Source organism: Sunxiuqinia sp. A32, from assembly GCF_052690465.1.
The window spans coordinates 14,559-37,614 of the sequence record NZ_JBQYLI010000023.1 but is presented as its reverse complement, the minus strand read 5'-3'; the positions used below and the strand labels follow the sequence as shown (position 1 = coordinate 37,614).

Below are 23,056 nucleotides of genomic sequence, written 5' to 3'. Positions count from 1 at the left end.
AAAACCCTGCAAATTGCAGGGTTTTCTATTTTATGCTAAAAAGATTTACTAACCTTCTTTTTCTAATTTCAATGTAACAGTAGTAAGGTCGCAAACTTCAGTTGGTCCCCAATACTGAATTGGCCCTGGATACAAGTACTCTGTACCAATAGCCCACGCATCGCGATTTGCAGCAAGATATTTGAATGGTGCACCATCCAATTCAACCAATGCTTTCTGAATAACTGGTTTCATATGACCATGACGTTTTTCCATATTCATCATCATAGTTACAGGAACACCACCAGCAATCCACTCATCAGCAGGAGCAGTTGTATTACGAACACTTGACATATAACCAGTTTTACCGGCACCAATCAATACAGAAGCTGTATATCCTAATGAATAACAGTAGTCAGCATCAAAGTTTGAAGGAGCAGCACAACGGCCTTCATATCCGAAGAAGTGGTATTGAGTTCCAAATTTTCCTTTAAACTCCCCCGCAGCTTTCATATCATCCAATTTGGCTTTAACCATTTCACCTAAAAGCTTTTCAGTTTCAATTAAAGAAACCTGTACGTTTCCGTGTGGGTCACGATCCAATGTTAATTGAGTCGCAATTGTTGGAGGAAGAGATTGGAAAACCGCTGATGCATCAGCACTCAGTTTACCAGCAACCCACTCCAAGCGATGAGATTTTTGGATAATTTTAAATTCTTTCTCAGCATCTGATCCTTCAGCCAATAAATCATTCAACTCAGCAATCAACGCTTTCATTTCAGGAACAAATTCTACCAAACCTTCAGGAATCAAGGCAACACCAAAATTATCGCCATTTGCTGCACGTTGAGCAACGATTCCAGCCATATAATCAACAATTTCACCAAGAGTTTGCTTTTTCTCTGCAACTTCTTCCGAAATCAATGTGATGTTAGGTTGAGTTTGTAAAGCAGCTTCCAAACCAATATGAGAAGCAGAACGTCCCATTAATTTAATAAAGTGCCAGTATTTTTTTGCAGAGTTAGCATCGCGTTGGATATTACCAATCAACTCAGCATAAACTTTCACTGCAGTATCAAAACCAAATGAAGTTTCAATCATCTCGTTTTTAAGGTCACCATCTATTGTTTTTGGACAACCGATAACCTGAACACCAGCATCTTTGGCTGCATAATATTCTGCCAAAACACAAGCATTTGTATTACTATCGTCTCCACCGATAATAACCAATGCTTTAATATCTAATTTTTTAAGAACCTCAAGACCTTTGTCATATTGAGCTTCTTCTTCCAATTTTGTACGGCCTGAACCAATAATATCGAAACCACCTGTATTACGATATCCTTCCAAATATTCAGCAGTAATTTCCATGTAATCATGATCCACTAATCCACCTGGACCACCAAGGAAACCATACAATTTGCTATCTGCATTCAATTTCTTGATACCATCGAAAATACCAGAAATCACATTATGACCTCCCGGAGCTTGTCCACCTGAAAGGATTACACCAACATTTACAGCTGGAAGATTCGCAGCCTCACTACCTTCTTCAAGGGTAATTAATGGCATTCCATATGTATTTGGAAATAATTCTTTAATTTCTGCCTGATCAGCAACTGATTCAGTAGCAGCACCGTCGACTAGTTTTACGGCACCTTTTAGTGACTTAGGAAGTTTAGGCTGATATTGAGCCCTGGCTTTTTGTAATGCGCTAATGGTCATATTTATAAATTTTTAGGTAGTATTATTTTTTCAAAAATCCGCTGCAAAATTAACCGAAAATAATTGCTATAAATATGTTGTTCAAACAAGAACCTCTGATTTAAAGTAAATTTAAACCGTCTTCAACCTAAATGAAAAATTCCTTCAAAATATTAATTCCGCCTTATTGCAACACCTCCCCCTTCGAGCTTGGTAATCCATAAAAAAAAATTAGAACCGTGAAAAAACGATTCTAATTTTATAGGCTGTTTATAGTATTTTGATACTTTAACGTTCCATCTCATTAAAACTTAACTATCTCAAATTCAACTCGTCTATTCAAAAGTCTACCCTCCGCTGTATCATTTGAACCGATAAAGCTAACCGCTCCCTTCACTTCTTTATTATTAATTCTGCTTTCTTCAATTCCCTTACTTTCCAAATATTGAATAACAGAGTTAATTCGTTTAAGCGAAATTTCTTCATTGTATTGTGTGCTAGACATATTATCAGTATAAGCGTACAAGTTTACAGCATACTTAGAGTTTTCATTAAGTATTTGTACCAAATCATCAAGTTTCCCCTTTGAATAATCAGTTAGGTAAAATTTATCTTCAACAAAATGGACAGGATTTATTTTAATATTTATTCTTACAGTCTCATTAATTTCATTGGCATCGGGCATAGATATCGTTGTTCCTCCTTCATTCAAAGAGAAACTAACTCTCCTTGCCAATTGATTTGCTTCACCACTTCCTTCTGGAATATTCCGGTCTTCACCCATACCTTCATAACTAAGTCTGGAATCATCAATTCCCAATTTCACTAAAAGATCATGCACTGCTTTTGCCCGATTTTCAGAAAGAGTCAAATTATATTTTTCGTCCCCTGTTACATCAGCATAACCAACAAGCTTTACACTTTGATCTGGATTCTTTTCTAAATACGATTTCAAGAAATTTATGGAACTTACTGCAGAACTATTGATAACCGAACTATTAAAATCAAAATAAATATTTACATATCCATCTTCAAGTAATCTCGCTACATAATTATGGCTGCTTTCTGATTCAATTTTAGCCTTTTGTTCTGCAACTAATTTTTCTTCAATTTCAGTAACCTTTTTAGTTAGATCTTCAATGTCATTTTTTACCTTTTCAACTTCCTGAACATTAGTTTCGACTTTTTCTTCAGCATCGTTAACTTTTGATTCTGTGGTATTAATTTTGGTGGTTATGATCTGGTATCTTTCCTCATCTCTGGAATGCCAATCAGCATGTTTCTTATTTTTACCAAGATAAACTGATAAGCCAACCGTTCCGTTAAAAACCAATCCCATATTATCAACATTCCCAATTCCCCCATTGAATGATTCATTCTGACGCATATTTGAATAACCACTAATGTCTAAATTCATCGCAACTCGAGGGGATAATTTTACCTGCCCAGTAACACCTGCAATAAGGATTCCAACTTTATCACCATCAACTCCAGTCGTCTCATAATTCAATACGCCAGCTCCTGCTCCTGCGTGAGCCAACACATTGAAAGAGTTTGTCCAATTTTCGAATTTTAAAACTCTACCTACATTCAACACACCCTGCAAATCCATCCGGTATTGATTGGTAGTAAATTCCAAACTGCTAGAACTGTTTATAAATTGATTATATCCAAACTCCATTTTTAGACCAAAATACTCACTAATCATATAACGAACACCGAAATCGGTTACCAAAAAGTCTGGTGTTTTAGCATAATAACCAGGATTAAAATTTTGATATGGCTTTGTTACACCAACACTTCCTTCAATTGACCATTTATTGATTTTCTCCAAATCCAGGTCACTCTGTGCAAAACTTGTACTAACCGCTACTAAAAGCAATGTAAGCTGAACAATATATTTTTTCATGAAAATTAAATTAATGAATTCGACAGTGATGTGTCGAAATAATATTTTTTTAATGGGTATGATCTTTTGTTTGATTTACAAATTATAAACTCCTTAAAAAAGAATAAGGTGATAAAAAACGAAACTAGTAAAACGCTACAATAATATGAAACTAAGTTCATAAAACTTACAAACACATTCTTGTTAACAATAACATACAGTCAAGCCTTTCTATGCGTTAATTCTAAAAGGAATACGATGGTAACCCCTAAAGCGATAAAAGATTTACCATGAATTTTGTCGAAGGTTAGTATATTGCTGGAAATGTTAATTCTACATTATTCCCTATTGAAAAAATTATGAAAAAACATCAATTGGTAATTCACCGCGTTCGCCCAATATTCCCAGTTGTGCACCCCTGGACGCTCGGTATAATCATGGGGAATATTTCGTTCAAGTAGTTTTTTATGCATCCTCTTATTAGCATCATAAAAAAAATCATCAACCCCACATTCAAAAACTAATTTCAATTTTCTTCCATCCAATAGGTACAACATATTAATCACTGAATTTTCTTCCCAAACATCTTTATTCTCGGCATATGATCCAAGGCGTTTAGAGATATCCCAGTTGTTTGGAAATGGACAAATATCCAAACCACCGCTCATACTTCCTGCAGCTCCCCATATGTACTGATGACGGAACGCCAGGTAAAAAGCACCATGCCCACCCATGCTTAAGCCTGTAATTGCCCGGCCTGATTGTTCTGCAATAGTTTTATACTTTTCATCAATTGTACTAACTAATTCTTTTGAGATATAGGTTTCATACTGCATTGTAGGATCAATCGGGCTGTCATAATACCAACTGGTAAATCCACCATCCGGGCATACAATTAAAACATCATATTGATCGGCTAGGTCTTTAACCTGCGGAACAATCGAAACCCAATCTCTATAATTTCCTGTAGCTCCATGCAGCAGGTAAACAACAGGATAAGATTTTGATTGAGTATAGCTATCAGGACTAATCACCACATTTGAAACAAGTTTATTCATTGCTTTGCTTTCAACTCTTAACGTGTCAACTTGTGCAGAATAGACATTACATACGACAAGAAACAATACGGTAAAAAACAGTAAATTTTTCATTGTTATTGGGAAAATAAATTAAAATATTATTGATTTGATTCTATCTAACTTCGTAATTATGATTTCGATACAATTCGGACACGACTCTTCAAAATAGTAATCAGTAAAGACAAGAATATGATTGCGTAGATTATCCAGTTAGAAAATTCCGTTGTATCCTTGAACATTCCAACTATTCGAGGCGCCCCCAGTCCAAGCACAAATGAAAACATAATAACTAAGATCAGCCTATAAGCATCTAAGTGAAATTGAAGTCGCTTTTGTTTCATTTTAGATAAACTTTAGTTAATTAGTAAAATCAAACAAATGTAGTAAACTATCCTTTTATATTTCTCTATTTTCCAAACTGCATAACAATTGGTAGGTTCTCCAATTACTGTAAATCCACTACCAGATACTGGAAAATTATTCCAAATAGTATTTTTTCTACTCCCTTCTTAGGGTCTATCAAATTGCTGTTAATTTTATGCAATTGTGAACTTATTGCTGTGTTAACTGGTATTTATTGTAAAAACAGCAATTAGCAATTATCTTGTAAACGTTAGCTCTATTAAAAATTCTATATGGAAAACGCATTTATTGAAAAACTAGGACCATTTTTAGATAAAATACAACCGATCGATATAAAGCCTACCGATGCAGTACCATCATATTCTTTGGACAAAAGCATTAAAGCAGTCATTTTCGACATTTACGGAACACTTATCATATCGGCATCTGGAGACATTATGCAATCATCCTATGATTCATCTATGTTTAAGGAAGCATTAATTAGCGCTGGATACACGATTAAAGTTCCTGAAGCTGACCTAATGGAAATTCATGATATTTTTGGTAAAAATGTCATTGAAGCCAAGGAAATAGCAAAAGAAAATGGCACTCCATTTCCTGAATTAAACATTGTTGAAATATGGCAAAAAACATTGAATCGATGTGAAGAGAAAAAGTTAATTGAAAGTACTGCACAGGCAGACATCAAGCTATTTACCTTCATTTTTGAGTTAAAAAGTAATCAAGTCTGGCCAATGCCAGATTTAAATAAAACTCTGGAAGGAATAAAAGATGCCGGTTATCCAATGGGAATTGTTTCAAACGCACAGTTCTACACGCCTGTTATTATGAATTATTTCCTTTACAATAAGATTAAACCTGATGAATTTATAGATGGATTTGAAAATGACATTTCAGTTTTCAGCTATAAAATGCTTAAAGGAAAACCAGATCCCATTGTGTACAAAGTTCTAACTGATCCTTTAAAAAAGCGTGGTCTAAAACCAGATGATGTTTTATATGTCGGAAACGACATGATCAAAGATATATGGGCCGCTAAACAAGTAGGCTTTAAAACTTGTTTTTATGCTGGTGATATGCGCGCATACCGATTAAGAAAAGATCACCCGGAAGCATCAAAAATAAAACCCGATCATACCATCACTTCCTTAAAACAATTATGGGAGATTCTTGGAATTCAATAAAAAAACTGAAAATAATTAACCATGTAAATTCAACTCTATGGGCGACTTTCATCAAAATGGCGGAATTACCACCCTCCACAACTTAAACTACTCTACATTGGACTATCTGGAAAAGAAACTTGTGAAATTCGCCAGAAGAAGGAAAATGGGGTTAATTATTCCAGCACTATACACAGAACTGGAAAAACCAGCACTTCAAAATATAGTTGACACTTTAAAAGACGTGCCATACATCAGTGAAATAACGATTGGTTTAGATCAGGCCAATGAAGAACAATACAAACATGCAAAGGAATATTTTTCTGTTCTGAACAGTGACAAATGTAGATGCAGAGTTCTGTGGAACGATGGTCCAAGAATGATGAAATTACGCAATCTGTTTGAAGAAAAGAAGATTTACATTGGTGACCCGGGAAAAGGCCGTAACGTTTGGTTGTGTTTTGGATATATGATTGCCTCCGGTCGTTCAGAAGCTATTGCATTGCATGATGCGGATATTATCACGTACAGCAGGGAAATGCTTGCTCGCTTATACTATCCGGTTGCAGATCCAACATTCAATTACAAATTCTGTAAAGGGTATTATTTTAGGTCTGATGGCACTAAACTAAACGGTAGAGTTACCCGTCTGATGGTGACACCTCTAATTCGCTCTTTAAAAAAGGTGTTCCCTGCAAATGATTATCTGGACTTTCTCGATCATTTCCGCTATATCCTGGCAGGCGAGTTCTCCATGCGTGCAGATATCATGAAAACGGTTCGCATTCCTTCTGACTGGGGCCTTGAAGTAGGTATTTTATCTGAAGTTCAGCGAAATAATGCAATTAACCGAATATGCCAGGTAGAAATCGCTGACAGCTATGATCATAAGCATCAGGAAGAATCAGCGGACAATCCCAATGCTGGACTCTCAAAAATGAGCTTTGATATTGCACGTAGCATCTATGCAAAACTGGCAACCCAAGGCTCTGTATTTAGTAAAGGTATTTTTCGCACGGTTAAAGCCACATATTTACGCCTGGCATTGGATATGGTTGAGCAATATGCAGCAGACGCTTCAATTAATGGGTTATCAATGGATCGCCATAAAGAAGAGCAAACAGTTGATTTATTTTCAGGAAATATTTACCGTGCAGGAATTGAATTTTTAGATAATCCGAATTTGATTCCATTTATTCCATCGTGGAAACGGGTTTTAGATGCGATTCCAGATGTTTTAGACATATATAACGATGTAGTTGAAAAAGATAACATGAGTTGATTTTATGGATATCAGATTGAGAATGAAATTGGTTAACCGATTAAAACGAATATATAAAGATCAGTTAACCACGGAATGGGTTGAGAGTTTTATCGATTTTATTGAGGAAGGGAAAAATAAAACTCCCAGAAAACCACCGGGCTGGGATGAAAGTCAGGTTTTTTTAATTACGTATGGCGATGTGGTTAAAAAGAAAGGTGAGTCGCCGCTAAAAACTTTATACAACTTTTCGAACGAATATTTGAAAGGCAATATTTCCACAATTCACATATTGCCATTTTTCCCATATAGCAGCGACGATGGTTTTTCTGTAATGGATTTTTACCAGGTAGATCCTGCACTTGGTAATTGGGATGATATTGAGCAACTGGAAAAAGATTTTATCCTGATGGCTGATCTGGTAGCCAATCATGCAAGTAGCAAAGGAGTTTGGTTCAAGCAGTTTCTGAATAATGAAGCTCCGGGCAAAAACTACTTTTTTACACCACCTGATGATTTCGACACTTCGGATGTTATCCGCCCACGAAGCACTCCCCTATTGACGGAATATCAAACAACGGCCGGAACAAAGAAACTTTGGACAACATTCAGTGCTGATCAGGTTGATCTGGATTATTCCAATCCAGAGGTATTAAAAGAAATGCTGAATGTGTTTCTGTTTTACATGTCAAAAGGAATACGAGTCATTCGATTAGATGCAATCGCATTTCTCTGGAAAACCTCCGGTACAAAATGTATGCACGAACCCGAAACTCATGAAATAGTTTGTTTATTCCGGGATGTGATGGATTACTGTTACCCCGGAGCGTTATTGCTAACAGAAACAAATGTACCTCATAAAGAGAATTTAACTTATTTTGGATTGGGTGATGAAGCCCATTTGATTTACCAGTTTGCATTACCTCCTCTCATTTTACATGCACTTCACAGCGGCAATGGCCAATACCTTTCAAGATGGGCAAAGGAACTGAATGATCCACGCCCCGGGACTACCTACCTAAATTTCACTTCTTCTCATGATGGAATTGGAGTGCGTCCACTCGAAGGGTTAATGCCGGATGAAGAGAAAATGCCAATGATTGAAAAGCTAAAAGAGTTCGGTGCCAAAATAACTACGCGCCAACTCGGTGATCATCACGTACCTTATGAAGTTAATGTCACCTATTTTGATGCACTCAAAGGCACAAAAGATGGTATTGACAATAGTCAGGTTGAGCGTTTTTTACAATCACAAACTATTATGCTATCCTTGCAGGGAGTACCGGCTTTCTATTTTCTGAACCTCTTTGGAATTCCAAATTATACAGAAGGCTTCGAAAAAACGGGTATTAACCGATCGATTAACAGACGTAAATTCTCTTTCGAAGAATTGGAAGAATTATTGGAGGGAAATTCGCAGCATCAACTTATTTTGAAGGAATTAAATAGAAGAACAGGGATACGAAGAAGCATGCAAGCCTTTTCCCCAAAAACACAACAATTGGTTTTAGATCTTGGCGATAATTTTTTCGGAATATTGCGCAAAACACAGCAGATGGAAGATTCGGTAGTTTGTTTATTCAACTTAACGAATGAACCACAAGAACTAATGTTACCAGCTGGCTTAATGGAATTTTGCAGGGATTTGCTCACCTGGAATCTTTATGATAGTGAAACTATTCAATTTGCTCCTTACCAAAGTATGTGGCTTAAAACCCGCTTTATTACCTAACCTCAATAAGTTCTTTCTATGAAAATTCTAATTGCACCCGATTCATTTAAAGATTGTCTGGAAGCTGCAGATGTAGCTAAACACCTAGCGAATGGTATCAAACGTTTCCTTCCTAATGCCGATATTGAAGCCATTCCGGTTGCTGATGGAGGCGAAGGATTTGTACAAACGATGCTTTCAGCATTAGGTGGAAATAAAATTTCGCTTAAAGCTAGTGATCCACTTGGCCGTGAGACTGAAGCTTTTTATGGTATTTTAAATGATGGCAATACAGCGGTAATTGAAATGGCAGCAGCATCTGGAATTGAAAAGTTGAAACTCGAGGAACGTGATCCATTGCTTACATCAACCTTTGGAACCGGTCAATTACTATTGAATGCCATTGAAAAAGGGTGCAATAAAATTATCATTGGAATTGGTGGAAGCGCCACCAACGACGGAGGTGCCGGAATGGCAAAAGCATTGGGATATCGTTTTCTGGATGATTCTGGGAATGAACTGCCTGAAGGTGGAGGTTATCTTGACAGATTATCATCAATTGAAACTTCGCAGGTCTCACCGGCCTTTCAAAACATCGAATTACTGGTTGCATGTGATGTCACCAATCCACTAACCGGCAAACTAGGTGCTTCTGCTATTTATGGGCCACAAAAAGGAGCTAGTCCGAAGGTAGTTCAGCAACTTGACAAAAACCTGGAAATCCTTGCGTTTGTAATTAGGCGCGACTTGAACAAGGACATCTTAAAATTACCTGGAGGAGGTGCTGCCGGCGGATTGGGAGCAGGTTTGGTTGCTTTCGCAAATGGAACATTAAAAGCGGGATTTGATATCGTTAAAGAACAAACCAATTTAGAAGAAGCAGTAAAAAAAGCAGACCTGGTAATCACCGGAGAAGGCAAAATGGATAGCCAGACCAAACAAGGAAAAACACCCTGGGGAGTCGCTCAGCTGGCAAAAAAACACAACAAGCCTTTAGTTGCTGTTGCTGGTTTTTTAGGAAATGGTTATCGAGAACTTTATGATGAAGGGTTTACTTCTATACTGGCACTGCCAAATGGTCCAATTTCGTTAAAAGAAAGTATTGAAACTGCCCCCAAATTATTGGTTGATGCTGGTGAACGAATCGTTAGGTTATTTGCTGCAAAATAAAAATAGACCTGAACTCCTCAGCTCAGGCCCACTGTTAACTGACCAAATAGCTGGTATATAAACTATTCAGTTTTTTCTTCATCAGATTGATGCGAATGAGCTTTTGCATATGCCCAGCGATCCTTAAAATGTCCTTCCCAAAATTTTTCACGATGGTATCTCTGAAAATGGTGTGCATGCGACTTACTGCTAAACAGTATCTTAGCTAATGCAAGCAATCCAAGTGACTGCCAAAAAGTGATAATTGTTAGTCCAAATAATGCAGGCATTAGCCAGTTCCACAGCAACATAACGATGAATGAAATGAGTGCCACCGCTAATATTCCAAACACTACAGCTTTAAAAATAAAAGCCTTTTTTGATTTCGTTTTCATGTCTTAATCTTTTTCATTAATTAACTTAAATAATGACCGTAATCGCTCTCTTAGGAAAAGTACAGCATATCGTTTTCTGCTTAAAAGCGTATTTACCGAATCTCCTGTAAGATCAGATATTTGTTCAAAGCTCATACCTTCCAGTTCATGCATGGTAAATACTTCACGCTGATTGACCGGCAACATATCCAGAGATTGGTTGATTGTTTCCCAAATCAATTCATTCATAATCTGATCATCAGCCTGAATATCAAACGAAGGAAGCATATCAGCCAGATAAATTCCACCTTCATTATCATTCAAAACAGCTTTTTGATCTTCCAACCTCAGGTTCTTTTTCTTTCGGTTGAAATCGATAATCTTATTGCGCGCTACCGAATACAACCACGAGATTATCCCCGACAAATTCAGAATATCATCAAATCCATCTGTCAGGCTCAAAAATACGTCTTGCGCAATGTCTTCAGCATCTTCAAACGTCGGCACTTGTTTTCGAAAATAACCGGTCAATCTCTGTCGCTCTGCCTGATAGGTTGTTTCAATATGTTTCTTCTTGGGAGACATTAAATTGTTTTCATGACTTCAGTATTAAAGTCGGATGTGGAATTAAAATATTTTAGGGAAATCGTTTTTATTTCATATTTATTAACTCAAGGTATCAAATTAAATTCATTTTCAACCACTTCCAATTAGTATATACAATCTATGAATGAAATATGAAGTGATCAAACCAGCCGTTTTTTTGTTTATCTTGAAAATGGATTGAAAAGGGGAATTGAAACATGAGAATTTTATTGACGGGGATTACTGGCTATGTTGGAAAAAGACTTCTTCCCATTCTTGTAAATCAAGGGCATGAAGTTACCTGCTGTGCCCGTAATTTGGAACGAGTTCCTGAGAATATCAAATCTCATCCTAACACCAAATATATCGCAGTTGATTTCTTAGATATCATTCCTGAATCGATCTTTGAAAAAGATTACGATGTAGCTTATTATTTAATTCACTCCATGTCAACACCCAGAGGTGATTTTGAAGAGCTTGAGCTTTTAGCGGCTTCAAACTTCCGGCAATTGATGGATAAAATTACAGTCAAACAAGTAATTTATTTGGGTGGCATTTACAATGACATAAAGTTATCCAAGCACCTTCGATCCCGGATGAACGTTGAATTGGAGCTTAAAAAAGGCAATTACGCTTTTACCGCATTGCATGCAGGGATAATCATTGGTTCCGGTAGTGCATCCTTTGAAATTATACGTGACCTGGTTGAGAAGCTACCGATAATGATCACTCCTCACTGGGTGTTAACACTCTCCCAACCCATTGGTATCCGTGATGTATTGAAATTTCTTCTTGGAGTAATGCTTCGTTCTGAATGCATGAATAAAGATTTTGATATTGGAGGAACGGATGTCCTTTCTTATCGGGATATGTTACTGCAATATGCAGAAGTTAGAAAACTTAAACGAAGAGTGGTTGCCCTGCCAATTATGACCCCGCGCCTTTCTTCCTATTGGCTCTTTTTTGTTACTTCGACTTCCTTTAACCTGGCTTTGCACCTGGTTAATAGCTTAAAAGTTGAGGTCATTGCAAAAGACAATGAGCTATCCAAAATTTTAGACATTACCACGTTATCCTATAAAGAAGCAGTTGAAGCAGCTTTTACAAAAATCCGCCAAAACCAAGTTTCGTCCAGTTGGAAAGATTCGTTGATTAGCAGCCAGTTTTCACCCGATTACCCGGAGCAAATAGAAGTTCCCATATTTGGGTGTTATAAAGACACGAAGAAGATCAAATTTAAAACCAATCCGGACAAGGTCCTTCATGCCGTTTGGTCGATCGGAGGCAACCAAGGCTGGTACTATGCAAACTTTTTATGGAAACTGAGAGGCTACCTTGATAAGCTTTGGGGAGGCATTGGATTACGCAGGGGACGGACTAATGTGGATGAGCTTCAAACAGGAGATGCCCTTGATTTTTGGAGAGTGCTATTGGCAGATAAAAAAGGAAAACGCTTATTGCTATATGCAGAAATGGTTCTTCCCGGTGAGGCATGGCTTGAGTTTAAAATCAGGCAAGAAAACGACAAACATGTGCTTATTCAAACTGCAACTTTTCGCCCAGTTGGAGTAATGGGTAGATTATACTGGATACTTTCATGGCCATTTCACATTTTCATTTTCAGGGGAATGGCACAAAATATTGTTCGGGCAGCAAATAAAAAATGATGAATACTAATCGTTTCAAAAGATTAATAACCATCATTTCTCTTCAAAGACTCTAAATATATATTTTATTTCGCCGAGTAGGTTTCTGCTTTAAACTGATAAACTTTAGATTCAGTTCGAGCATTTTTCATGATCTCGTCCATTTCCTTCACAATTTCAGGATATTGATCTGCAACATTCTTTTCTTCAGCAATATCTGTTGAAAGATCATACAGCTCAGTAGGCTTATCTCCTTTCGACACGTTATAACGAACCGCTTTCCAGTTTCCCTTGCGAACAGCCAAGCGTCCACCTTTTTCATGAAATTCCCAATAAAGATATTCATGTTGTTCTTGATTTCCTTCTCCGAGCAAGGTCGGCAAAAATGAAATTCCGTCAATATTTTCAGGAGTGTCAATGCCAACCAAATCAGCAACTGTTGGCATCACATCCCAAAATGCAGATATATGATCACTTGTTGATCCAGCTTCAATTTTACCAGGCCACCAGGCAATCATGGGTGCACGAACGCCTCCCTCATATAAATCACGCTTATATCCTTTTAAGGGGCCATTACTATCAAAATAATCCGGATCAGCTCCCCCTTCCTGATGAGGGCCATTATCTGATGAAAATAAAATAATCGTATTATCCGCAATTCCCAGCTCTTTCAGTTTTGAAACAATCTCCCCTACTTCATCATCCAGTACATTAATCATTGCAGCAAAAGCGGCATGGGCTTCTAACTGAGTGCCATATGCTCCATTTCGATATTTTGGTCCATCATCAACACCTTCAAACTTATTTTCAGGATTAAACAATCCCCTATATTTTTGAAGATATTTCTCAGGAGCAAATAGTTCTGCATGCGGGATAATGGATGGATAGTACATAAAGAAACTAGTGTCTCTATTGGTGTCCAAAAACTCCAAAGCATATTTATGAATAATATCCGGACCATAAGTACCTGTCGCAGTCCCTGAATTGTCTTCCAAAATATCTTTTTCCTGATTATGCCACATATGATATGGATAATAGTGATGCCCCATCCGCTGGCAGTTGTAGCCATAAAACTCATCAAATCCTTGCATATTTGGATCACCTTCCGAACCGGGATAACCCAATCCCCATTTTCCAAATGCTCCGGTAATATACCCAGCATCTTTAAGCATTTCTGCGATCGTGAAACTTTCAGCAGACATAGGCCATTGCCCCTCCGGATTCCACTCCTTATTCCCACGAATATAGGTATGCCCAGTCGTTTGCCCGGTCATTAGCGAAGAACGGGATGGAGCACAAACAGTGCTTCCTGAATAATGTTGCGTAAAACGCATTCCCTCTGCAGCCAGTTGATCAATATTGGGGGTTTGAAAATATTGCTGTCCATAGCAACTTAAATCACCATAGCCAAGGTCATCAGCTAAAATGTAAATAATATTGGGCTTTAGTTTTGTATTTGAAGCATTCTCCGTTTTCTTTCCTTCTCCGTTACATGCTCCCAAAATTACGACTACTGCCATTACAGACATTGTAATTAATCTGGGTTTCATTTTATTAAGTTTAGTTTCTCAATTACATTCGTTCAGGAACACTAATTCCCATGAGTGCCATTCCCAATTTAATAATTTTTGCAACCGTTTCAGAAAGAACCAGGCGCATATTTCTCACATCGACATTTTCTTCAGCTATGATAGAATGATCATGATAAAACTGATTGTATTCTTTCACCAAATCATACACATAATTGGCAACTAAAGCAGGACTGTAATTATCGCCGGCTTCCTTCACAACTGAAGGGAATAATGAAGTGCTTTTGATCAATTCCTTTTCCTTTTGAGAAAGTTCTAAATTCCCAGCCAGTTCATAATTAATATCGATATTCCTATCGGTTGCTTTTCTCAACACCGAGCGGATTCGTGCATGCGTATATTGAATAAATGGTCCTGTGTTTCCATTGAAGTCAATAGATTCTTCAGGATTGAATAGCATGTTCTTCTTTGGATCAACCTTTAAAATAAAATATTTCAAAGCCCCCAGCGCAATTGTTTTGAATGTTTCATTAGCTTCTTCTTTTGAATAACCTTCCAATTTCCCCAATTCCTCAGAAACCTTTCTGGCCACATCGATCATTTCAACCATCAAATCATCCGCATCGACAACAGTTCCTTCTCTTGATTTCATTTTGCCCTGAGGCAATTCAACCATTCCATAAGAAAAATGATGAAGTCCTTTACCCCAATCGTACCCTAATTTATCCAATAGAATTGAGAGAACCTGGAAATGGTAATTTTGCTCATTACCAACCACGTAAACCATTTTGTCAATCTTGTAATCATTAAAACGGAGTTTTGCAGTACCAATATCCTGAGTCATATACACAGAAGTACCATCACTTCGAAGCAAGATTTTTTCATCTAATCCATCATTTCTCAAATCAGCCCAAACTGATTGATCATCCCGCTGATGAAAAATTCCCTCTTTTAATCCACGCAAAACTTCATCTTTTCCAACCAAGTACGTATCTGATTCGTAGTATATTTTATCAAAATCAACACCAAGCTCTTTATAGGTAATATCAAATCCATCATATACCCACTGGTTCATCATTTCCCAAAGCTTGATGGTCTCTGGGTCTTTAGCTTCCCATTTAAGAAGTAATTCCCTGGCTTCTACAATTGATGGTGCGTTCTTCTCAGCATCTTCCTTGCTTTGACCTTGCTCCATTAATTCAGCAATCTCTTGCTTATAGTGCTTATCGAATAATACGTAAAAGTCTCCAACCAAATGATCACCTTTTATTCCCGTACTTTCAGGAGTTTTTCCTTCACCCCATTTTTTCCAGGCTAACATCGATTTGCAAATATGAATTCCGCGATCATTTACAATATTGGTTTTAACAACCTTTTTCCCATTGGCCTTCAAAATCTCACCCAGAGAAAAACCTAGCAAATTATTACGAATATGCCCCAAGTGAAGCGGTTTATTTGTATTTGGAGAAGAATACTCAACCATTACTGTAGGCGAATTCTCATCAGCAGATTGGTAGCCAAACTGTTCTTTAGCGGCTGCATCTTCCAAAACATTTAACCAATAACCAGTAGAAATCGTCAAATTTAAGAAGCCTTTTACAACGTCAAAGGCTTTAACCTCATCAACGTTTTCTTGTAAATATGCTCCTAATTCTTCCGCTGTCTGTTCAGGAGACTTTCGGGAAAAGCGTAAATAAGGAAACACAACCACAGTTAAATCACCATCCACATCTTTTCGAGTATTTTGTAACTGAACAGAAGGTGCTTCTATTTCCTGATTATATAATTTTGAAATTGCTACTGATACTTTCTTGCGAATAATTTGCTCTATTGACATTACCTAAATTTTAATGAAACCGCAAAGATAATAGATTCCAGTTTAAGTTTTAAGCTGCTTTTTGAAAGTCACAAAAAAACCCCGCATTTTCATGCAGGGTTCCTTCTATATATCTTAAATGAATTATTTCATTTCAAATAATTCAAATTCAACTCTACGGTTCAATTTTCTTGTTTCTTCTGATTCATTTGGTGCTGCAGGATTAGCTTCACCTAACGCTTCTGTTTTTGTGATTCTTGAAGAATCCAAACCTTTTCCAATCATATACTTAACGACAGAATCAATTCTTTTTGCAGACAATGCAACATTATATTCCTCTGTTGCCAAATCATCAGTATAACCGTATAAATCAACAACATAAGAAGGATTGCTTTTCAGAACCTTCATCAAGTCATCCAATTTTCCTTTTGAGTAATCTGTTAAATAACTCTTATCAACAACGAAATAAACAGGAATAACTTTAAGGTCTACCTTAACTGGTTTTAACTCGGCTTTTTCTTCAGGGCAACCATTATTTGAAGCTACACCAGCCTGATTTGGACATTTATCTTCACCATCAGCAACTCCATCGCCATCACTATCCAATGGACATCCATCTGAATCAACTTTCCAGCCAGCAGGAGTGTCAGCACATTTATCCTTACCATCAGCTATTCCATCCCCATCGCTATCAGGGCAACCTTTCAATTCTACTTTTCCAGCTACCTCAGGACATTCATCATCTTTGTCAGCAACACCGTCACCATCATTATCAGGACAACCTTTTAATGAAGTTAAACCCGCAACCTGAGGACAATCGTCAATGTAATCAACGACACCATCACCGTCAGTATCAACAGGACACCCGTTTTCATCAACAGTAACTCCAAATGGAGTTTCAGGACAATCATCCTTTTTATCAGGAACGCCATCACCATCGGAATCTTTCGCTTTACCCATGCTGATTTCAATTCCACCAACAACCTTCCACATATCCTCTTTCCGGTCATCACCTTTACTATCCTGATAAGTGATACCATCAATATATCCACCCTCAACAAATAAAGCAACGGATTCACTCAATGAAAACTTTGAACCGACACCAACATTGAGATTCAATCCTTCAGTACCATTATCAAATAATAAGCCTGGTCCACCATAAATGTATGGTTTAACCGCGCTTGCATCTTTATAAAGCTTTAGACGAAGATTTAACAGTGTGTTTACAGCATCCAGATTATTCTGAACTTGAGAATTGAACACCGCAAAATTCTGCACTAACATTAAATCAAAAGTTGGACTTACATATCTGCTCAGATAAAGTTCAGGCATCAACCCAACTCCATCTTTGTCAAAATTGCCATAGGCACCGGCACCTAGTCCCAATCCCCATTTCTTATCTGCTGTTTGTGCATTGACCAACAAACCAGCTGATAAAACAAGAAGCAATAAAAAGTAACGTTTCATGATGATAATAATTTGTGAATGGTTTAATAAATATATTTCCTATAAATAAAAATCAAGTCTTGTTTAACAAACTTAAATAATCATCTGTTCTTTTACCTAATAAAATCACAAAAGCTGCTAAAACTTTCACCATTTAGGAGTATTATTTAATAAAACTATGTACTTTTTAAGTAATTTGCGACAAAAAATAGAAGTTTGTACAACATAATTGACATAGAGACTACCGGAAAAAGTGCCCAGGAAGGAAAGATAACCGAGATTGCTATATATGTTCATAATGGGGTCGAAGTTGTAGATTCATTTAGCAGCTTAATTAATCCGGAGTGTCACATTCCCTATTTTATTACCAAGCTAACAGGAATTGATAATTCGATGGTAAGCCAGGCTCCAAAGTTTTATGAAGTAGCAAAAAGAATCATTGAACTTACTGCTGGAAACATTTTTGTTGCTCACAATGTAAGTTTCGATTATCGTTTTATTCAGGAAGAATTTAAACGGTTGGGCTACGATTTCAATCGCAAAACAATGTGTACCGTTAAACTTAGTAGAAAATATCTACCAGGCCACCGTTCCTATTCACTCGGCAACATTTGCAATGATCTAGACATACGGATCGATGGGCGACATCGTGCTGCCGGTGATGCATTGGCTACCGTTAAATTATTCGAGATAATTCTTCAGCGGCATATTCAACAACCCAGTAATAATTTGTCTTCAGCAAGACAAACCAGGTTATTCTAAACTAAAAATTGAGGCTATTCTTTAGAGTCAGCTTGCTCCTCAGCAGATTCAGTGTCTTCATCGAAGTTTAATAGTTCATTCTGATGAAGAATATTATACCACTGAAGAATTTTTTTCATATCACTGGTATAAACCCGTTCCTTGTCATATTCAGGTAGAATTGCTTCAAAATAGTTTTTTAAATCATTACCTGAAGGAATTTTCGCTACCGCTCCATTCTCTTCTTTATCTGCAATTGATTTTAAAACATCTTTTAATGGCACCTCGGCCGTATCTGTATATATGGCAATATCTTCTAATGAGCTGATTTTTGCAGTTGAATATGCAGGTATTCTTTTACCTGTCAACAATGATTCAACAATGATGCTATTTTTAGCTTCTGCTACTAGTTTAAAAAGTCCTGGTTGACCTGAAATCGCTAAAATCCCTTTTAACATATCTGTATTGTTTTTATGGATGGCGAAAATAATATTTTTAAATGAATATTGGTAATCCTATAGCGCAAAACAAGACAAATTAAATATCTATATCACCTGCTTTCTATTTTTGAATTCTAACTAAAACAAAAGAAAATAAATTCAATAGCTTTCAATTAGCACCTGCAATTCACCTTAAAGATACTAGCACCCATGGCCAATTATCAACCAAGATATTCATAGACGGGAATATTGTTATACCGTAAAGTTTTTTCTGTGTCTGACACCTTTAATTACATTCAATTCCTATTTTTGTGCTACACAAATGAAAATTACGATTCTAATTACCTATTTTGTTTTAGTCATTGGAGTTGGTATATATTCCTTCTTCAAGATTAAAAATCCTACCGATTATTTTATTGCAGGAAAAAATAACGGCGTATGGCAAGTAGCAGGAAGTTTGATGGCAACAATCCTTGGAGGATCAGCCATTCTGGGCTCAGTAAATCTTGCAGGAGTAGAGGGATGGGCATCAGCCTGGTATTTGCTTGCCGCATCAATAGGACTTTTCCTGTTAATTCCATTAGTTGGCTTTGTAAATCGATTGGGAAAGTTCACCTTAGCCAATCTGTTGGGACAGTTTTATGGTGAGAATGCCAGAAAAGCCGCGTCCGTAATTATTCCCATTGCCTGGACCGGCATTGTTGCTGCACAGATTATTGCGGCATCAAAAATTCTTTTCAGCTTTTTCGGTATAAGCTATGAACTGGGAGTGATTATTTCAGGCAGTGTTTTCATTATTTACACGCTGGTTGGAGGACAGGTTTCTATCTTAAAAACTGACTTTATCCAATCAGCAATTATTATTATAGGCTTATTAATTAGTGCTGGTTATCTATTGGGAGTATCGGATGTCACAATTCCCAAAATGACGGAAAGTTTTCCTTTTAATCCAGACTTTTCAGGAGTGGACCTATTGATTTTGTTGCTTACATTTTCCAGTACTTTTGTGGTTGGCCCTGATATTTATTCGCGTTTGTTTTGTGCGAAAAACGAACAGGTGGCGAAAAAAAGCGTTATTACGGTTGCTATTATTCTTATTCCAATAGCGTTTTTGCTGGCTTTTCTTGGAGTTTTTGCCTATAACAATCTGCCTGCGGAATCACTTAAAGGTTCCGTCGCGCTAATTGAACTTATCAACCACTATTTACCTGACTGGAGTGTTGGATTAATGGCAGCAGCTTTATTATCAGCAGTACTATCTTCGGCTGACACCACCTTATTAACTGCATCAATGATGTTAAGCGAATTAATTAAATCTGATATAGACAATCCTGCATCATTACGAAACACACGTCTTTTCATCGTTAGCGTTGGTATTTTCAGTATGTTGATTGCTATAAAAATTACGTCGATCATTGGAAGCCTATTACTGGCATTGGCTTTCTATTCTGGAGCATTTATTATCCCGTTAATTGCCGCTTTATTGAATTGGAAAGTAAACAAACGACTGAGCATCCTAGCAATGGGATTGGGTGGTTTTTTGGCACTTTTCGGAAAAATTGCAGACAGTACCCTGGGATTGTCAATAGGCAACTATGTGATCATCGCAGCATTTGCAATTAATCTTGGAATACTTTTGGTACCTGAGAAAGCTAGCCCAACTCCACAATCGTAATCCCTGAGCCACCAAATTGGACATGCTCATCGCGATACGAATTCACGACCGGGTCTGCTTTTAAAAAGTTGCGAATAACTTCTTTCAAAATTCCACTCCCTTTTCCATGCAGAATTCTTAATTCATGAACATCCAACATAATCGCTTCGTCAATGAATGCCTGAATATTTGAAATAGCTTCTTCAGCTCGCTGTCCCCGAATATCAATTTCAGATTTAAAATTGAGCTTCTTTTCAGAAAGTTTGCGGTGCACATTGGGTAAGGTTCGGTTCATTCCACGCAATTCTTTCTTTGCTTCGTTGTTGCTTATTTTCTGAAGCTTTTTCGTGCTTACAGAAGTTCGTAGCTGGCCAAAGGCAACGATTGCATTCTTTGGTCCGATCTCCATTATTTCACCAATTGTACTTTGTCCTTCAATTTTAACTTTATCGCCAGGCTCAAGTTCTGTCTTTTCCTTTTTTGAAACAGATTTATTTTCTGGTTTTTCTGGACGTTTTTTATTCCTTCTCTCTTCCTTTTGTTTAAGCTTTTCTATCTTTTTATTAATCCAGTCATCATCATTTTTATCATCTGCAGCAACCAACTCTTCTTTAAATTTCACCAAACTTTGACGTGCATTCCTGGTTTTTTCCTTTTCGGCTTGACTTTCCTTAATCTCGCGAATCGTATTTTCAACCTTTTTATTAGCCTCTGCGAGTATCTGCTCAGCTTCTTCCCTGGCTTCCTGAACAATCTTTTTTCGCTGCTTGCTTAAATCAGATAAGTCAATTTCATATTTTTCTGCAAGTTCATCCAATGACTTTTCAACCTTTCGAATTCGCTGACGCTTGGATTCCCAGTAACGCTTATCACGAACGATATCCCGAAGGTGTTTGTCAAAATGAATATGATCTTTTCCCACTTTATTGGTTGCTTCCTCCAGTATCGACTCCGGCATTCCAATTTTTCGCGCAATCTCAAAAGCAAACGAGCTTCCAGGCTTGCCAATTTGCAACTGAAAAAGAGGTTCCATTCGATGTGAATCATACATCATGGCACCGTTTTCAATCCCTTCAGCAGATGAGGCAAAGTGTTTCAAATTGGTATAATGGGTGGTGATTACGCCAAAACAACGCACCTGATTTAACTGGTCCAGAATCGCTTCAGCAATGGCTCCACCCAGCATTGGCTCGGTACCCGTTCCAAACTCATCGATAAGCACCAAGGTTTGATCATTTGCATTTTTAAGAAAATGCTTCATGTTCAACAAATGCGAACTATAAGTACTTAAATCATTATCAATGGACTGCTCGTCGCCAATATCAATAAAAAGTTGATCAAAAATACCTGCCTTACTCGTTTCATCAATAGGAATTAACAGCCCGCATTGCAACATATACTGCAACAATCCAACGGTTTTTAAGCAAACGGATTTACCTCCGGCATTTGGCCCGGAAATCAATAAGATATGTTTTTCCGGACTCAACTGAATATTTAAAGGAACAACCTGCCGGTTTTCTTTCTTAAGCGTGAATTGCAATAATGGATGAATCGCCTTTTCCCACAATAAAATACATTGATTTTCCATGACTGGCTTAATGGCTTCCATCCGGTTACCCAAAATAGCCTTTGCCCGGACAAAATCAATGATACCAAGAAAATAGTACAAATTCAGCAAGTCTGACAAATAAGGCCTGATATCATCTGAAAATTCAACCAGTATCTTTACGATTTCGCGTTTCTCAGCATACTCCAACTCCCTGATTTCGTTGTTCATCTCAACTACTTCCGTAGGCTCAACATAAGCGGTTTTTCCTGTAGCAGACTCATCATGAACGATACCACCAAGCTTTCGTTTCATAGCAGACGTTATTGGAATTACCGGCCTGCCATCTCGGATTGAAACAGATGCATCCTCCTCCACCAAACCGTCTCGCTGCGCCTGTCGCAAAATACTGTGCAAGCGTTTTGAAACATTCGACTGTTTGCTCAACAGCTCTCTCCTGATTCTTCCCAGTTCCGGTGATGCCTGATCTTTAATGTTCCCATGTTGGGTAATTATCTGGTCAATACGATCTTTAATGTATGGAAAAAGCTGAACTTGCTTAAGAATTTCTTTTAGAGTTGGATATAATTCATCCTTTTGATTGGATAGAAATCGAACAATCCCCATGATAGTTTCCAGTGAACGCTTTAAATCGAAAAGTTCAATTACTTCCAGAAAACGGCCTTCTGTCTTAAGTTTTGATAAAGAAGGTCTTAAATCAAAATAAAAACTGGTTGGAAAATTATCAGTCTCTTTGATCAATCGAGCAAATTCTTCAGTGGCAGAAAGCTCAAATTGAATTCGATTGTAGTCTGTCAGGAACTTCACACGATCAACATGATCCTTGCCCAAATCACAGAGACAAGATCCTTTCAGTAGTTCCCGTACACGATCAAAACCAATTTTTGATTCAAAATTTTGAGGATAAATTTTCACCATTCACCGTATTTTGTCGGCAAAAATATAAAGAAACCTTGTGTAT

General features: G+C 37.3%; 16 protein-coding genes and 1 pseudogene. 7 read left to right on the top strand and 10 right to left on the bottom strand.

The features are described 5' to 3' along the window. Positions 1-48: 48 nt before the first annotated feature. From ACUNWD_RS18475 to ACUNWD_RS18465, 3 genes are all read right to left on the bottom strand, one after another. A complete protein-coding gene (locus tag ACUNWD_RS18475) occupies positions 49-1,704 on the bottom strand; it encodes a diphosphate--fructose-6-phosphate 1-phosphotransferase (protein ID WP_445589339.1) in 1,656 nt (551 codons plus the stop codon). Positions 1,705-1,987: 283 nt separating this feature from the next. Beyond that, positions 1,988-3,592 carry an OmpA family protein gene (locus tag ACUNWD_RS18470; protein WP_445589338.1) on the bottom strand — a complete coding sequence of 535 codons (1,605 nt, stop codon included), beginning with the start codon at positions 3,590-3,592 and terminating at the stop codon, positions 1,988-1,990. Between the two features lie 317 nt (positions 3,593-3,909). After that, entirely contained in the window at positions 3,910-4,722 is an 813-nt protein-coding gene (locus ACUNWD_RS18465) for an alpha/beta hydrolase (RefSeq protein WP_445589337.1), read from the bottom strand. Between the two features lie 563 nt (positions 4,723-5,285). On the opposite strand from ACUNWD_RS18465, the gene ACUNWD_RS18460 reads away from it, so the two are divergent. The 4 genes and pseudogenes from ACUNWD_RS18460 (at position 5,286) to ACUNWD_RS18445 (ending at position 10,318) form a co-directional block, all read left to right on the top strand. Further along, the gene (locus tag ACUNWD_RS18460; protein WP_445589336.1) at positions 5,286-6,197 is read left to right on the top strand and encodes an HAD family hydrolase; all 912 of its coding nucleotides are present in this window, start codon (positions 5,286-5,288) and stop codon (positions 6,195-6,197) included. Positions 6,198-6,234: 37 nt separating this feature from the next. Beyond that, positions 6,235-7,458 (top strand): hypothetical protein, encoded by a 1,224-nt coding sequence (locus ACUNWD_RS18455; protein WP_445589335.1) that lies wholly within the window; start codon positions 6,235-6,237, stop codon positions 7,456-7,458. Between the two features lie 4 nt (positions 7,459-7,462). Continuing rightward, positions 7,463-8,302 (top strand): annotated as a pseudogene (locus ACUNWD_RS18450) (alpha-amylase family glycosyl hydrolase); the annotation flags it as partial. Between the two features lie 885 nt (positions 8,303-9,187). Beyond that, complete coding sequence (locus ACUNWD_RS18445) at positions 9,188-10,318, top strand: glycerate kinase (protein ID WP_445589334.1); 1,131 nt, start codon at positions 9,188-9,190, stop codon at positions 10,316-10,318. Positions 10,319-10,380: 62 nt separating this feature from the next. Here ACUNWD_RS18445 and ACUNWD_RS18440 read toward each other — a convergent pair whose 3' ends face one another. Then, positions 10,381-10,692 carry a hypothetical protein gene (locus tag ACUNWD_RS18440; protein ID WP_445589333.1) on the bottom strand — a complete coding sequence of 104 codons (312 nt, stop codon included), beginning with the start codon at positions 10,690-10,692 and terminating at the stop codon, positions 10,381-10,383. Between the two features lie 3 nt (positions 10,693-10,695). Continuing rightward, the gene (locus ACUNWD_RS18435; RefSeq protein ID WP_445589332.1) at positions 10,696-11,256 is read right to left on the bottom strand and encodes an RNA polymerase sigma factor; all 561 of its coding nucleotides are present in this window, start codon (positions 11,254-11,256) and stop codon (positions 10,696-10,698) included. A 218-nt stretch (positions 11,257-11,474) separates the two neighbouring features. Here ACUNWD_RS18435 and ACUNWD_RS18430 point away from each other — a divergent pair, with 218 nt between their 5' ends. Then, a complete protein-coding gene (locus ACUNWD_RS18430; RefSeq protein WP_445589331.1) occupies positions 11,475-12,923 on the top strand; it encodes an SDR family oxidoreductase in 1,449 nt (482 codons plus the stop codon). A 65-nt stretch (positions 12,924-12,988) separates the two neighbouring features. On the opposite strand, the gene ACUNWD_RS18425 is transcribed toward ACUNWD_RS18430, so the two are convergent. The 3 genes from ACUNWD_RS18425 to ACUNWD_RS18415 all read right to left on the bottom strand — a co-directional run bounded on the left by ACUNWD_RS18425 (position 12,989) and on the right by ACUNWD_RS18415 (position 17,714). Continuing rightward, positions 12,989-14,452 (bottom strand): arylsulfatase, encoded by a 1,464-nt coding sequence (locus tag ACUNWD_RS18425; protein ID WP_445589330.1) that lies wholly within the window; start codon positions 14,450-14,452, stop codon positions 12,989-12,991. A 22-nt stretch (positions 14,453-14,474) separates the two neighbouring features. Next, entirely contained in the window at positions 14,475-16,268 is a 1,794-nt protein-coding gene (gene argS / locus ACUNWD_RS18420) for an arginine--tRNA ligase (RefSeq protein ID WP_445589329.1), read from the bottom strand. Positions 16,269-16,391: 123 nt separating this feature from the next. Next, a complete protein-coding gene (locus ACUNWD_RS18415; RefSeq protein WP_445589328.1) occupies positions 16,392-17,714 on the bottom strand; it encodes an OmpA family protein in 1,323 nt (440 codons plus the stop codon). A 195-nt stretch (positions 17,715-17,909) separates the two neighbouring features. On the opposite strand from ACUNWD_RS18415, the gene ACUNWD_RS18410 reads away from it, so the two are divergent. Continuing rightward, positions 17,910-18,455 carry a 3'-5' exonuclease gene (locus tag ACUNWD_RS18410; RefSeq protein ID WP_445589327.1) on the top strand — a complete coding sequence of 182 codons (546 nt, stop codon included), beginning with the start codon at positions 17,910-17,912 and terminating at the stop codon, positions 18,453-18,455. Positions 18,456-18,469: 14 nt separating this feature from the next. On the opposite strand, the gene ACUNWD_RS18405 is transcribed toward ACUNWD_RS18410, so the two are convergent. Continuing rightward, positions 18,470-18,892 (bottom strand): DUF5606 family protein, encoded by a 423-nt coding sequence (locus tag ACUNWD_RS18405; RefSeq protein WP_445589326.1) that lies wholly within the window; start codon positions 18,890-18,892, stop codon positions 18,470-18,472. Between the two features lie 304 nt (positions 18,893-19,196). Between ACUNWD_RS18405 and ACUNWD_RS18400 the strand changes: the two genes are divergently transcribed. After that, positions 19,197-20,549 carry a sodium:solute symporter family protein gene (locus ACUNWD_RS18400; protein WP_445589325.1) on the top strand — a complete coding sequence of 451 codons (1,353 nt, stop codon included), beginning with the start codon at positions 19,197-19,199 and terminating at the stop codon, positions 20,547-20,549. Here ACUNWD_RS18400 and ACUNWD_RS18395 read toward each other — a convergent pair. Beyond that, positions 20,527-23,013 carry an endonuclease MutS2 gene (locus ACUNWD_RS18395; RefSeq protein WP_445589324.1) on the bottom strand — a complete coding sequence of 829 codons (2,487 nt, stop codon included), beginning with the start codon at positions 23,011-23,013 and terminating at the stop codon, positions 20,527-20,529. The genes ACUNWD_RS18400 and ACUNWD_RS18395 overlap by 23 nt on opposite strands. Positions 23,014-23,056 lie beyond the last annotated feature (43 nt).

Coding starts and splice junctions, on each gene's coding strand:
- ACUNWD_RS18475 (WP_445589339.1), bottom strand. CDS start 1,704: ATGACCATTAGCGCATTACAAAAAGCCAGGGCTCAATATCAGCCTAAA.
- ACUNWD_RS18470 (WP_445589338.1), bottom strand. CDS start 3,592: ATGAAAAAATATATTGTTCAGCTTACATTGCTTTTAGTAGCGGTTAGT.
- ACUNWD_RS18465 (WP_445589337.1), bottom strand. CDS start 4,722: ATGAAAAATTTACTGTTTTTTACCGTATTGTTTCTTGTCGTATGTAAT.
- ACUNWD_RS18460 (WP_445589336.1), top strand. CDS start 5,286: ATGGAAAACGCATTTATTGAAAAACTAGGACCATTTTTAGATAAAATA.
- ACUNWD_RS18455 (WP_445589335.1), top strand. CDS start 6,235: ATGGGCGACTTTCATCAAAATGGCGGAATTACCACCCTCCACAACTTA.
- ACUNWD_RS18445 (WP_445589334.1), top strand. CDS start 9,188: ATGAAAATTCTAATTGCACCCGATTCATTTAAAGATTGTCTGGAAGCT.
- ACUNWD_RS18440 (WP_445589333.1), bottom strand. CDS start 10,692: ATGAAAACGAAATCAAAAAAGGCTTTTATTTTTAAAGCTGTAGTGTTT.
- ACUNWD_RS18435 (WP_445589332.1), bottom strand. CDS start 11,256: ATGTCTCCCAAGAAGAAACATATTGAAACAACCTATCAGGCAGAGCGA.
- ACUNWD_RS18430 (WP_445589331.1), top strand. CDS start 11,475: ATGAGAATTTTATTGACGGGGATTACTGGCTATGTTGGAAAAAGACTT.
- ACUNWD_RS18425 (WP_445589330.1), bottom strand. CDS start 14,452: ATGAAACCCAGATTAATTACAATGTCTGTAATGGCAGTAGTCGTAATT.
- argS (WP_445589329.1), bottom strand. CDS start 16,268: ATGTCAATAGAGCAAATTATTCGCAAGAAAGTATCAGTAGCAATTTCA.
- ACUNWD_RS18415 (WP_445589328.1), bottom strand. CDS start 17,714: ATGAAACGTTACTTTTTATTGCTTCTTGTTTTATCAGCTGGTTTGTTG.
- ACUNWD_RS18405 (WP_445589326.1), bottom strand. CDS start 18,892: ATGTTAAAAGGGATTTTAGCGATTTCAGGTCAACCAGGACTTTTTAAA.
- ACUNWD_RS18400 (WP_445589325.1), top strand. CDS start 19,197: ATGAAAATTACGATTCTAATTACCTATTTTGTTTTAGTCATTGGAGTT.
- ACUNWD_RS18395 (WP_445589324.1), bottom strand. CDS start 23,013: ATGGTGAAAATTTATCCTCAAAATTTTGAATCAAAAATTGGTTTTGAT.